A 13,274-nucleotide genomic window follows, 5' to 3' on the forward strand; every position below is an offset into this window, starting at 1 on the left:
TGCCTTATGTTCGTGCGCGCCGCTCTGCTCTGTAGTCTGTTCCTGACCGTATCCTGCGCCCGGCATCCCGAAAAAAGCGCATTCATCGACACGATGGTCGCCAAACACAAGTTTGCCGAGGACGAACTCGAAGAGGTATTCGATCAGGTCAAAATCAATGACGAGGTGCTGAAAAAGATGGCCGCGCCCGCGGAGGGGATGCCCTGGCATAAATACCGCAAGATTTTCCTGACCGAGGCGCGGATCAAGGAGGGCGCGGCGTTCTGGCGGCAACACGCGGAAACCCTGACGCAGGTTTCGGAGCAATACGGCGTAGCGCCGGAAATCATCGTCGCGATTCTCGGCGTCGAAACGCTGTACGGCCGCCGCACCGGTTCTTACCGGGTCATCGACGCGCTCTCCACGCTCGCTTTCAACTACCCGCCGCGCAGCCGTTACTTTACCGGCGAGCTGGAGCAATTCCTGCTCCTGTGCCGCGAAGAAAAGGTCAATCCCTTACAGCCGACAGGTTCTTATGCCGGCGCGATGGGAATGCCGCAATTCATGCCGAGCAGCTTCCGTTCTTTTGCGGCCGATTTCGACCGGGACGGCAACCGCGATTTATGGCACGACCCAAAAGACGCTATCGCCAGTGTTGCCAACTATTTCAGGGCCCATGGCTGGGTCAAAAACCAGCCGGTTGCGGTGCGGGTTTTTGCCAAAAATGCGGGCTATAAAACACTTTTAAATGATAAATTTAAGGCATATTTAAGAATAAGTGAGTTAGAATCGGGTCGTGTTGAATTTTCAAGACCGCTACCTTTAGACAGTAAAGTAAATCTTCTGGCGCTCGAACAAGAGCATGGCGATGAACTCTGGGCTGTTTTAGACAACTTTTACGTGATCACACGTTATAACCACAGTTCGCTCTACGCCATGGCCGTTTATCAGCTCAGCCAGGCCCTCTTAAATTATCAATTACCATCCCCCTATGAATAAAATCATACCGGCTCTCTCTATAACTGTGCTTTGCAGTTGCTCAACGACCCAAGTCAAAACCTCTTCCACTGCGGCGGACCTGCTCGCTGTCCCGCCCTCCGCCACAGAAAGCGCAGCATCCGAATTCCAAACATGGCCTGGGCGGCATCTGACCGCCAACCATCAATTCCGCCATCATACCGTACTGAACATCAGCAAATCCGAGCCCTCCGCCGATGAGGCCGAGCAGGAGTCCGATCAGGATCAAGCCTTGCTGCCGCGCATCGCCCGCTACCTGAAACAGGGCATCGCATCCTGGTATGGGCCAAAATTTCACGGCAAAAAAACCGCCACCGGCGAAGTTTTCGATATGTATGCGCTGACCGCCGCCCATAAAACCCTGCCGATCCCTTCCTGGGCCGAGGTCACCAATCTCGAAAACAACCGCAAGGTGATCGTGCGCATCAACGATCGCGGGCCCTTTGTCGGCAATCGCCTGCTGGATTTATCCTACGCCGCCGCCCAAGAACTGGAAATGAAGGGCACCGCACCCGTCGAAATCAAGTCGATATCGGCCGAACAGGCGATACGCAAGATGCGACAGACCGCGAAAGAGCAGCGAAAACAGGGCGTCTACCTGCAGGTGGGGACTTTCAAAAGCTCCAGGGAGGCGCAGAAAGTCCGAAGTAAGATCGCCGCCAAGCATCTGGCCAAAGCCAAAATTCTCCCTTCGCGCCACCACAACTCCACGCTTTACACCGTTCAAATCGGTCCGCTCGATAGCAAATCCGGGGCCGACAAGCTGAACCTGCAACTCGCCAAGCTGGGTATCACCGGCGCCCAATACGTGACTGAAAACGACCAAAACGGAAGCGTCATGGTACAATAGCGCTAATGTTTATTCAGTTAGCCTTGTAGCGTAATGTTTTTTAATAGAAATTCGATACTGATCGTAAATTTTTGTGCGCTTGCCCTGCTCGCCACCGTGCTGCAGGCCAATGCGGAGACCGTTGAGATCCAGACGCCCGCGCCGCCGACGATCGATGCGAAGGCGTATATCGTGCAGGATTTCCAGACCGGCAAAGTGCTGGCCGAAAGCAATGCCGACGAAAAGCTGGCGCCGGCCAGCCTGACCAAGATCATGACCGTCTATGTGGTGTTCAAGGAACTGGCGAACGGCCACCTGCACCTGGACGATCTCGCCACGATCAGCAAAAAAGCTTGGGGCACCTCGGGTTCCCGGATGTTCGTCGAAGTGAATGCGCAGGTCAAGATCGAAGACCTCTTGAAAGGCGTGATCATCCAGTCCGGTAACGATGCCAGCGTCGCGTTGGCCGAGCACATCGCCGGAGACGAATCGACCTTCGCGGACATGATGAACCAGCATGCCGCGCGTCTGGGCATGAAAAATACCCATTTCAAAAACGCCGACGGCTTGCCGATCGAGGACCATTACACCTCGGCGCGGGATCTGGCGATATTGACGAACGCGTTGATCAGGGAATTTCCGCAGTATTACCCCTGGTTCTCGCAAAAAGAATTCACCTACAACAACATCGTCCAGCATAACCGCAACCTGTTGCTGTCCAGGGACAGCACGGTCGATGGCGTCAAGACCGGCTTCACCGATGATGCGGGTTATTGCCTGGTCGCCTCCGCGCTCAGGAACGACATGCGCCTGATTTCGGTCGTGATGGGTACCAAAAGCGCCAGCGCCAGGGCCGTCGAAAACCAGAATCTGCTGAACTACGGCTTCCGCTTCTTCGAGTCGCCGCGCCTTTACGAAGGCAAGAAGTCCTTGTCCGATGCGCGGGTCTGGAAAGGCGATGCCCAAACCGTGGCCCTGGGTCTTGCGGAAAGCCTGCACGCGAGCGTCCCGCGCGGCGGCAGCAAGGATGTCAAATCCACCATTCACATCAATGAGCCGATCGTGGCTCCGATCAAGGCCGGCGATAAATTCGGCACGGTCGAGGTCACCTACAAAGACAAGGTGGTTGACCAGAAAGACCTGATCGCGTTGAATGCGGTCGGCGAAGGCAATATGTTCCGCCGGCTCCTCGATGGCGTGTTGATGCGCTTCGCGAAATCGGATGGCAAATAAACCCGTTTATTTAAACGGGCGCTACCTTCCTATCGAAGACGCGCACATTTCGGTACTGGACCGCGGTTTTCTGTTCGGCGACGGGGTCTATGAAGTGATCCCGGCCTACCGCGGCCGTCTGTTTGAATTCGAAGCGCACATGGCGAGACTCGACAACAGTCTCGCCTGCATCCACATCGGCAATCCGCACAGCCTGGAAGAATGGCGCGGCATTTTCGCTCCGCTCTTGGAAGACGGTACCGATCAGTACATTTATCTGCAAATTACCCGCGGCGCGGCTCCCAAGCGCGATCATCTGTTCCCGGAACACGTCGCGCCGACCGTTTTCGCATTGAGTGCGGCTATCCCGCCTTATCCGGCCCGCGGCACCGGGATCAAAGCCGTTTGTCTCGAAGACAGCCGCTGGGAGCATTGCCATATCAAGGCGATCACCTTGCTGGCCAATGTGTTGCTCAGACAGGAAGCGTCCGAGTACGGCGGTGCGGAAGCGATCCTGATCAAAAACGGCTTCGTGACCGAAGGCTCTTCAAGCAATGTGTTCGCGGTCATCGACGGCGTTTTGCTGACGCCGCCTTTGAGCGATGGCATCTTATCCGGCATTACCCGTCAGGTGATCTTGAAAATTGCCGAAACAGGCCATATACCTTGTCGTGAACAAGCCATTTCGATCGAGGACCTGAAACGTGCCGATGAAGTATGGATCGCAAGTTCGATCCGTGAAATCGTGGCGGTCGTCGAACTCGATGACCTGCCCGTAGGCGACGGCAAGCCGGGGCCGGTCTGGCAATCGATGAATCGCCTGTTTCAGGCCTATAAACAATCCTCATGAGCGAAGAATCCCTGTTAACCTTTCCCTGCACCTTCGCGATCAAAGCGATGGGCAAGAGCAGTCCCGAACTCGACCTCTTGGTCGTCGAGATCGTGCGCCGGCATACGCCGAACCTCGGCGAAGGCGCGGTTTCCTCGCGGCCGAGCAAGGGCGGCAACTATACCGCGATCACGGTCGTGATCGAAGCGCACAGCCGGCAGCAACTGGATGCGATTTACCTGGACCTGAACCGCAGTCCGCATATCCTGATGACGTTATAAGTCAGACTCAGTGCGGCAAGCCGTTCGGCTTCGGCCTTTTCCCTATGACGATGATGATCCGGCAACTTGGCTTACAGGACTACGAAACGACCTGGCAGGCCATGCAGCGCTTCACCCTGGACAGGACGCCGGAGACGGGCGATCAGATCTGGGTCGTCGAGCATCCGCCGGTGTATACGCTCGGCCTGAACGGCAAGCGTGAGCATCTGTTGAATACCGGCGCGATTCCGGTCGTAGAGACCGATCGGGGAGGGCAGGTCACCTATCACGGACCGGGGCAGCTGGTCGTTTATCCGCTGCTGAACCTCAAACGCCGGGAACTGGGCGTGCGCCCTCTGGTCACGCTGCTCGAACAAACGATGATCGATGCGCTGGCGTACTACGGCATTGCCGCCATCGCCCGCCCCGAAGCGCCGGGCGTTTATGTGGGCGGCAAAAAAATCGGCTCGATCGGGATTCGGATCAAGAACAACTGCTGCTATCATGGCCTCAGCTTGAATCACGCGATGGATTTGACGCCGTTCAAATTCATCAATCCCTGCGGTTATGCCGGGCTCGAGGTGACCCAACTGGCCGATCTTGGCGTTGCGGTCGATCGTGAGCAACTGGCCGAACGCGTGCTGCTCATACTGACGGAAAAACTACACTCATGACCTATCAAGCGCCATCCCGCGCCACGCCGGAAACCCATCAACGCAGCACCGAAAAACTCGCGCGCATTCCGGTCAAGGTCGAAACGACCGAAGCGCCGTTGCGCAAGCCCGAATGGATCAGGGTCAAGCTGTCCGCCGGCAATGAAGTGACCCGCGTCAAACAGTTGCTGCGCGAGCATAACCTGCACACGGTTTGCGAAGAAGCCGCCTGCCCGAACCTGGCCGAATGCTTCCAGCACGGCACCGCGACCTTCATGATCATGGGCGATCTGTGCACGCGCCGCTGCCCGTTTTGCGATGTCGCGCACGGCAAGCCTTTGCCGCTCGACCCGCACGAACCCCGGCAGCTGGCCGAGGCGCTGAAGGCCTTGGCGCTGAAATATGTCGTGATAACCTCGGTCGACCGCGACGACCTGCGCGACGGCGGGGCCGCGCATTTCGCCGCCTGCATCAAGGAAATCAGGCAGCAATCGCCGAACACCAAGATCGAGATCCTGGTGCCCGATTTTCGAGGGCGCATGGACAAGGCGATCGCGATCCTGAGGGAGCAGCCTTGCGATGTGTTCAATCACAATCTCGAAACGGTGCCGCGGCTTTACAAACAGGCCCGTCCCGGCGCCGACTATTCGGGCTCGTTAGCCTTGCTCGAAGGCTATAAAAAAGCGCGGCCGGAGGCGCCGACCAAGTCCGGGCTGATGCTCGGTCTGGGCGAAGAAACGGAAGAAGTCTATCGGGTGATGCAGGATCTGCTTGACCACGGCTGCACGATGCTGACCCTCGGCCAATACCTGCAACCCAGCAAGGCGCATCTGCCGGTCAAACGCTATATCACGCCGGCGGAATTCGACGAATACGGCCGGGTTGCCAGGGATATGGGTTTCGAACAGGTCGCCAGCGCGCCGATGGTGCGTTCGTCCTATCATGCCGACTTGCAGGCGCAAGGCCTTCTCAGTGACTGAGTACGCGGCAGTCGGCATGTTTGCCGCCATCGTCTATTCGTTATAAAGCGTCAGACACAGCTTTTTGGCGGCGGCCGGGGCATGGATGAAATCAGTGGGCTCGGCCTGCCCGGAATTATCGCCTGCGCCTAACTGGGACCTTTCGATTTCCCAGCGCGTCTTGAAATAATCAAAAAAAAGATCAGCCATATTCCAGTCTTCCGACTCGAACGAACTCTGGCTGCCGAGTTTTAACACCGTTTCCCAATTCAAATAAGGCATTTTCGAAACCGGCTCGGTCAGATAGAAGCTGTTGTAAACCGCGACCTTTTTCGACGCGTTGCGAATGATGATGAATAACGGCACGCAGGGCAGGCCGTCGTAAATGAAAACGCCGAGCGAACCTGGAGTCGCATCGTCGATCCGCCCGATCACGTCTTCCAGCGAGACCTTGAATAGCTTGCTGTATTCATTGAATTCATGCGGATTGAATCCGGTGGTTTCGGTTGCGCGCAATTCGCCGATTCGGCTGCCATCTTTCAAAATCAGCAAGCGGAAATGCACGCCGTTCTTGATCGCATTTTCCAATTCCCGCGACTTGTTTTTGAAGCGGGGATCGAAGGTGATCAGCCAATACACATAATCGCCCGGCTTCAAACCCGCCATGATCTGGCTGAAATCGAACTCTTTCTGGGTGATGCCCAAAAAGCCGCGCTTGACCGAGTTGAATAATATTTTATTCACATAGGTCTCTAGCGTTTCCCGCAAATTGCTTTCCGATTCCCGGTGCTCTTCCTCCGCGATCAGCCAATGATGCACATAGCCGACCGAGATAATCACCGACAGGAACAGGCCGAATTCCGAAACGATCTTGAATAGCCAGGCATATTCCTTTAGAGACAGATCAGCCGCGAGTACGCCGAAAAATTTATAGATCGCAAAACCGCCGAAGATCAGGACCAGCACCAATAGCCATTTCAATTTCTTGGTCGTTGTCATCGGTGTTCACTCTTCCAGTTTGGCGCCCTTCTCGGCCAGAAGCTCGCGCAGCGCCGAACGGTGGCAATGGGCCTCGTCCTCGCAGTAGCAGCCGACCGAGAAATTGTTTTGGTGGGAAAGAACGGCGAGCAGTTCGATCGCGTGGCTGTTCTCGGGCGTTGCCATTTCCGCGCGGTATTTCTTGAAGAACGCGGCCCAGTCTGCGGGAGTCCTGGCCTCGTGGGCCAGTTTCATCGCTTCGAGGCTCGGCGCCAGATTCGGGAACCACACGTCGTACCAGTTTCTTGAGGCGAACTCGGCTTTCGGCACGCCGCGCGGAGGCCTGCGCACCGTGCCGATGCGTGTGCCTTCGCCTTCCACTCGCTCGCTGCCGAGCCTGACAACACGAACAACCATCAGCCCCTCCCATCACGCCCAACGTCGTTAATAGAGCCCTAAATATCCACCCTCATCGTGGGGCAGGGCCTTAAAAAATTAGACCTCGACACTACTCATCGATTCAAATCCGTTGCTGCCGTGGCCGCTCTTTTCCTGAATGCCTGCAACACGAACGCCACAAATGCAAAAACGCCGATGCCGAATACCAGGTCGCCGGGAACACGCGCCCAGACCAAGGCTTCCATCGGCGCGCTGTGCATGAACTCGGCGGAGCGGGCATAGGCATAGCCATGTTTGACGCTGGCGTAGGTTTGCCAGAGTCCTTGCGGCAACAGCGATAGAAATGTCATCATCGCCAAGCCGATATTCAACGCCCAAAAGGCGGTCTTCAGCAACTTCTGGTTCCATTGCCGGATATCGGTCAGGCCGCGCAAGCAGTACAGCATCAGGCCGATGCCGAGCATGCCATAGACGCCGAACAAGGCGGCATGGCCGTGGTTGGCCGTGGTGTACAGGCCCTGCATGTAATACAGCGCGATCGGCGGGTTGATCAGGAAACCAAACAGGCCGGCGCCGATCAGGTTCCAGACCAGTACGGAGGTAAAAAACATGAACGGCCAGTGGTAGGCTTTCTCCCAGAGCCTCTGATTTTCGACTCTGGCCTGATTGTAGGCTTCAAAACCGACGACCATCAAGGGCACGACTTCGAGCGCGGAAAAGACCGAGCCGAGCGCCAATACCGCGATCGGCGTGCCGCTCCAGTACAAATGGTGGAAGGTGCCGAGCACGCCGCCGCCGAGAAAGATGATGGTGGCAAACAGAATCATGGTGGTGGCGACGGAGACGCGCAAAATGCCCATGCGCACGAACAAGGCAGAGATGATCGCGGTAGCGAACACTTCAAAGATGCCTTCGACCCACAGGTGCACGACCCACCAGCGCCAGTATTCCATGATGCTGATATGGGTGTGTTGGCCCCACAGCAGGCCTGCCCCGTACAGCAAGCCGATCGTGATCGTTGACACGATCACCAGAAACACCAGCGACTGGTTGGTCTTTTCCTGTAGCGCAGGCCACAAGGCCCGGAGTACCAGCACGACCCACAGCAGCAAACCGATAAACAGATAGATCTGCCAGAACCGGCCAAGGTCGGTATATTCGTAACCCTGGTGGCCGAACCAGAAATTGACTTTCAGATCATCGATAAAGCCGTGTATCGCCAGCCACTGGCCGGCGAATGAAGCGACGACGATCAGTAACAGGCTGAAGAATAAAAGATTGACACCGAAACGCTGGAATTTCGGTTCGTGCCCGGAAAGCAGCGGCGCCACATAGAGCCCGGTGGCGAGCCAGGCGGTGGCGATCCAGAGCACCGCCAGTTGCGTATGCCAGGTGCGGGTAATCACATAAGGCAAATGGTCGACCAGCGGCAGACCGTAAAGTCCCTGGCCTTCGACCGCGTAATGCGCGGTGACGATGCCCAACAAAACCTGCGCGGCGAACAGCGCCGTCACCACCCAGAAATATTTCGCGGTCGCCCGCATCGATGGCGTGATCGCCGCATCGGTTAAAAAATCTTCTTTGGCATAACCGGTTTCCGGTTCGAGATCGGCGCGCCAGACGTCGTATTGACGCACGTAATACCAGACCAGGCCGCCGATGCCGCCGAGCAGCAGTAGAATCGAGAGGATGCTCCAGATCAGTACGCTGGCACTGGGCGTATTGCCGACCAAGGGATCATAAGGCCAGTTGCTGGTATAGCTGATGTCGCCGCCGGGGCGCTGGGTCACCGTGCTCCAGGCGGTCCAGAAAAAGAATGCGGTCAGCGCATGCGCGTCTTTGTCGTTAAGGGCTGCATGCAGCGGAAAGGCGTAGTCGCGGCGAAGTTTCTGATAGCCATCGTGCGCTTGAAACAGGCCGCGGTAATGCGCGGCGACACGGCGGATGGCCTCAGCGCGTTCCGGGCTGACAGTCATCACGTCGGTACCTGGATCAAAGGTATTTTCGCGCAACTCTTCCCGCAGCATGGCTTCATGGATTTTATGCTGAAGCTTGCCGGATGCGGAGGGAGTTTCGCGTTCGGCGATCAGCGCCAGCAGAGCTTCGGTTTCCCGGTGCAGCCAGTCGGCACTCCAGTCGGGAGCAAGATAACCGCCGTGGCCCCAGACCGAACCCTGCTGCATGCCGCCGAGGGATTGCCAGACATTCTGGCCGCGTTGAATGTCGGTGCGGCTATACAGCACCTCGCCGGCCGCGGTTTGGACACGATCAGGGATCGGCGGCGCCAAGTGGTAAATTTCGCGGCCAAAATACAGCAATACCGCGAACATGACGATCATGCTGCCCGCCAGAATCAGCCATAGCCGCTTGATCGTGAATGTGGTTCTGTAGGTTTCCATTGCATTCTCCCAGCGACTCTATTGAATGTGTCGGGCTTAGCGGATTTGTCGGTTGCCTCGGCAGATCATAGCCCATAACGAAGCGAATTACAGCGTTGATTGTATGTAGCCCTGATTCCGGTACGCTGTATTCAGGTAACCTGTAAGGCGTTTTCGCGATAGCGAAACGCCTGCACGCCCCGAAGCTATGATGGATTGCCTGGCGGCGAATCCCCCTACGTTCCTACATCCTAAAATTCCGGCACCACGACACGAAATCGCTTGCCGGCATCGGACGGGCGATGCCATAGCCTTGGGCAATGTCGCAGCCCATGTCCCGTAAGGCGCTCAGGAGCGCCTGGGTTTCCACGCCTTCGGCGACAGTGATCAGATTGAAGGTGTCGGCCAGGGCGATAACGCCTTGCACAATGGCGCGGTCATCCGAATTGATCAGCATGTCGCGCACGAAACTCTTATCGATTTTGAGCGTGTTGAAGGGTAGCCTGCGCAAATAAGCCAGGGAAGAATAGCCGGTGCCGAAATCGTCCAGCGCGAAACTGATCCCGATCGCCGCGCAAGCCTCGATAATGCCTAATACTGCGGCAATGTCGCTTAAGGCGGCCGTCTCCAAAATTTCGATTTGCAATTGCCGGGGCGGCAAATCCGGATAAAGGGCCAGTTTTTGCTGCAATTTGGCGACAAAACCCGGCGATTGCAGATGATTCGCCGAGATATTGAAGCTGATTTCAAGCGACAGGCCTTCCCGGCGCCAGCGCTCCATTTGCATCAGCACCGTATTGATCACCCATTCGCCCACCTGGATATCCAGCTCGGTGTTTTCGATCAAGGGCAGAAAATCACGGGGCGGCAACAGGCCGCGTTCCGGATGGCGCCAGCGGATCAGCGCTTCGGCTCCCACGATATGCGACTCGGCCAAAGCCACCTTCGGTTGATAAAACAGCTCGAATTGCTGATCGATTAGGCCTTGAGCTATTGTGGATACTTTCTCGTGATGCGTTTTGAACAGCACATCCTCGGTCGGGTCGAAAATGTGATAGCGATTTTTGCCTAATTTTTTGGCCTGATACATCGCCTGGTCGGCATGGCGCAACAAGGTTTCGGGATCTTCATTGTCATGCGGATAAAGCGTGACGCCAATGCTGGCTGTGAATGCATAAAGCTGGCCCTGGAGAACAATGTTTTGTGCGATAACCGAGATCAGCCTATTCAGGCTGTTGCGGCATTCATCGGCATTCTCGATGCCCTGCAATAAAATGACGAACTCATCGCCGCCGAGACGCGCGACGGTATCCCCGCCGCGCAAGGAATGACTGAGCCTATTGGCGATTTCGATCAGCACCATGTCGCCTACATCGTGGCCCCAGGTGTCGTTGACCGGCTTGAAACCGTCCAAATCCAGATAGCAAACCGCCAGCAGGTTGTTTTCGCGGCGCGTCCTCGCCAAGGCGAGTTGCATGCGGTCAACGAGCAATACGCGATTGGGAATGCCGGTCAACGCATCGTAATGCGCCATGAATTCCAGTTGCTTTTCATGCTGTTTCAGCAGGGTAATATCCGATGAAATCCCGAAATAATGACTTACCTTGCCGTTATCATCGGTTATCGCCGAAATCGTGATCCATTCGGGATATACCATGCCGTCCTTACGGCGATTCCATATTTCTCCGCTCCAGTGGCCCGTTGCATTGATCGCCTGCCACATCGCTTGATAAAACTCCGGCTCATGATGGCCGGATTTCCAAACTCGCGGGGTTTTGCCGATCACGTCCTCGCGCGTGTAGCCGGTGATTTCTATGAAGGCGTCGTTGACCTCGATGATATGACAAGCGGCGTCGGTGATGATAATGCCTTCCAACGTACTATCAAAAATACGGGCGGTTAACCGCTGCCGCTCCTCGGCTTGCTTGCGCTCGGTGATGTCGGTGGTGATGCCGTACCACTTCTTGATTTGGCCGGCCTCATCAAAAGCCGGATGCGCCCTGGCCGAGCACCAGCGGTATTCGCCCGAATGGTGGCGGATTCTGTACTCGCCCTTGAAGTTTTTGCCGGTTTGCAGCGATTCCGCCAGGGTTGCTAATACGCCGGGGAAATCGTCGGGGTGGACGAGGTTTTGCCATCCATAGCCCTGCATCTCCTCAAGGCTGCAGCCGAAATAATCGAGCGCGCGCCGATTGGCATAGTCGAGCCGTCCGTCGGGCCCGGCGATCCAGATTTGATCGGGAGCCAAATCCAGCAACAAGCGGTAGCGCTCCTCGCTGTTACGCAGATCGCGCAGCAGGGTTTGGCGTTCGGCTTCGGCATCGATCGCGTCGAGCGCGAAGCCGATGTCGTCCGCCATCCCATATAACAGATTGACGATCAGTTCGTTAAAGGCATTTTTTTCGGCGTGGTAAAGGGTCAGTACCGCATAAGGTGACCCATTTCTCGCGATCGGGAATGCCGCGCTGGCCTGCCAATTGCCCGATTGAGCAAGTTCATCCAGACAGTCAAGACGGGCGCCGTGGCTGGCGATCACTTCAATGCGGTCAGTGCCGGGGGGATTCATGCCGATCCACGCCATTTCCATGCCGCCGTGCTCAACCGCGATGCGGCATGCCGCGTCGAACAATTCGCCCGCATGCGTCGTGTGCCTGGCAATTCGATTCGTTTCGGCGACAACGGTATAGACTTGATTGAGCAGTTGAATCTGCGAGGCATTTGGTTTGTGCTCGGTCTTCCAATGCTCTTCTTCAACCGCAAAATGGCGTTTAATATTTTCCATCTTAAAATGGCACCCTCCCAGGGCTTGGCAGTTCCGCATTAGTTAAACACAAGAAGCTTAACTATTTTTTACCGTTTATTTCGCGAATCCATGCCATGGAGGGATTGTGAAATGCGTCATCTAAGCGAGTGCGACGATAGCTTGTTGTACATCGATGATACAATACGGACAGGCTCCCAAGTCGAGACGTAAATTCCAAGCGGAGTCGAATCCCATCATTTTTCTGCCCAAGCAGCCGACACCATGAGCGAACAGGAAGGCGTCATTAAATACCGCCTCGATTATCACGTTACGCCTGCCGGAAGCGTGCCGGGCTTCGCCGATCTGAACGCCTGGCGCAGCCTGCTCTGGAGGCTCGGCGTGATCGGGCAGGATGATGCGCGTTATGGCGGACTGAGCTACGGCAACTTAAGCCTTCGGTCGGATGCTGGCGGCTTTTGGATCACCGGCACCCAAACCGGCCATTTGCCGCAGTTGACGGCCGAGCATTATGCCTGGGTCCGGCGGGCGCGCCCGGATGAGAATTATCTGGCAGCCGAAGGGCCGCTGCCGCCGTCTTCGGAAGCCTTGACGCATGCGGCCATTTATCAGGCCGCGCCCACGGTTCGCTGCGTGGCGCACGGCCATAGCCCCGAGATCTGGCGTCACGCCGAGTCTTTGGGATTGCCGTGCGTGGCGGCGGATATCGCCTACGGCACGCCGGCGATGGCGCAAGCGGTCAGCGCCCTGGCGCAAAGCCATCAGGAGCAAGGCGTGATCGTGATGCTGGGTCATCAAGACGGCCTGTTGACCTACGGCCAGACGCCGGAGCAGGCCTGTTGGCTGATGACGCGTTGTTTGGCAAGGGCATTTGCGTTGGCCGATCCTGTTGGGGCGGGGGAGCAACGCCGCGAACTCTTATCGAATTATTCGCTATAAAAATCTATTAATTTCATTTTGTGGGAAGTCATGAACTTGGTACCATCGTTTTATTTGAATATTCTGTAAAACGATTAGGGA

12 protein-coding genes are annotated in these 13,274 nt (G+C 56.4%); 8 read left to right on the forward strand and 4 right to left on the reverse strand.

What is annotated here, in order from left to right:
• The first annotated feature begins 6 nt into the window (after positions 1-6).
• The 7 genes from mltB to lipA are packed head-to-tail and all read left to right on the forward strand — an operon-like array spanning position 7 to position 5,759.
• Positions 7-978, forward strand: a complete 972-nt coding sequence (gene mltB / locus ACEPPP_RS14410; protein ID WP_374087798.1) for a lytic murein transglycosylase B — start codon at positions 7-9, stop codon at positions 976-978.
• Positions 971-1,846, forward strand: a complete 876-nt coding sequence (locus tag ACEPPP_RS14415; protein ID WP_374087800.1) for a septal ring lytic transglycosylase RlpA family protein — start codon at positions 971-973, stop codon at positions 1,844-1,846. Before mltB ends, ACEPPP_RS14415 begins: the two co-directional genes overlap by 8 nt.
• Before the next feature lie 33 nt (positions 1,847-1,879).
• Positions 1,880-3,058: a D-alanyl-D-alanine carboxypeptidase family protein gene (locus ACEPPP_RS14420; RefSeq protein ID WP_374087802.1), complete on the forward strand. Its 1,179-nt coding sequence runs from the start codon at positions 1,880-1,882 to the stop codon at positions 3,056-3,058.
• Positions 3,048-3,887, forward strand: a complete 840-nt coding sequence (locus ACEPPP_RS14425; protein WP_374087804.1) for a D-amino acid aminotransferase — start codon at positions 3,048-3,050, stop codon at positions 3,885-3,887. Before ACEPPP_RS14420 ends, ACEPPP_RS14425 begins: the two co-directional genes overlap by 11 nt.
• Positions 3,884-4,147 carry a YbeD family protein gene (locus tag ACEPPP_RS14430; RefSeq protein WP_374087806.1) on the forward strand — a complete coding sequence of 88 codons (264 nt, stop codon included), beginning with the start codon at positions 3,884-3,886 and terminating at the stop codon, positions 4,145-4,147. Before ACEPPP_RS14425 ends, ACEPPP_RS14430 begins: the two co-directional genes overlap by 4 nt.
• Before the next feature lie 44 nt (positions 4,148-4,191).
• Positions 4,192-4,800, forward strand: a complete 609-nt coding sequence (lipB, locus tag ACEPPP_RS14435; protein WP_374087808.1) for a lipoyl(octanoyl) transferase LipB — start codon at positions 4,192-4,194, stop codon at positions 4,798-4,800.
• On the forward strand, positions 4,797-5,759 hold the full coding sequence (lipA, locus tag ACEPPP_RS14440; RefSeq protein ID WP_374087810.1) for a lipoyl synthase: 963 nt from the start codon (positions 4,797-4,799) through the stop codon (positions 5,757-5,759). The genes lipB and lipA overlap by 4 nt, the downstream gene beginning before the upstream one ends.
• Positions 5,760-5,792: 33 nt before the next feature.
• Here the strand turns inward: lipA and ACEPPP_RS14445 are convergent, their stop codons facing one another.
• From ACEPPP_RS14445 to ACEPPP_RS14460, 4 genes are all read right to left on the reverse strand, one after another.
• Positions 5,793-6,737, reverse strand: coding sequence for a hypothetical protein (locus ACEPPP_RS14445; RefSeq protein ID WP_374087813.1), 945 nt, complete (start codon positions 6,735-6,737; stop codon positions 5,793-5,795).
• A 6-nt stretch (positions 6,738-6,743) separates the two neighbouring features.
• Entirely contained in the window at positions 6,744-7,133 is a 390-nt protein-coding gene (locus tag ACEPPP_RS14450; protein WP_374087815.1) for a DUF488 domain-containing protein, read from the reverse strand.
• Between the two features lie 95 nt (positions 7,134-7,228).
• On the reverse strand, positions 7,229-9,514 hold the full coding sequence (locus tag ACEPPP_RS14455; protein ID WP_374087817.1) for a nitric-oxide reductase large subunit: 2,286 nt from the start codon (positions 9,512-9,514) through the stop codon (positions 7,229-7,231).
• 223 nt (positions 9,515-9,737) lie between these two features.
• Positions 9,738-12,275, reverse strand: a complete 2,538-nt coding sequence (locus ACEPPP_RS14460) for an EAL domain-containing protein (RefSeq protein WP_374087819.1) — start codon at positions 12,273-12,275, stop codon at positions 9,738-9,740.
• A gap of 243 nt (positions 12,276-12,518) precedes the next feature.
• On the opposite strand from ACEPPP_RS14460, the gene ACEPPP_RS14465 reads away from it, so the two are divergent.
• Positions 12,519-13,193 carry a class II aldolase/adducin family protein gene (locus ACEPPP_RS14465; protein WP_374087821.1) on the forward strand — a complete coding sequence of 225 codons (675 nt, stop codon included), beginning with the start codon at positions 12,519-12,521 and terminating at the stop codon, positions 13,191-13,193.
• Positions 13,194-13,274: the final 81 nt, after the last annotated feature.

The organism is Methylomicrobium lacus (assembly GCF_041897535.1).
GTDB lineage: Bacteria > Pseudomonadota > Gammaproteobacteria > Methylococcales > Methylomonadaceae > Methylomicrobium > Methylomicrobium lacus_A.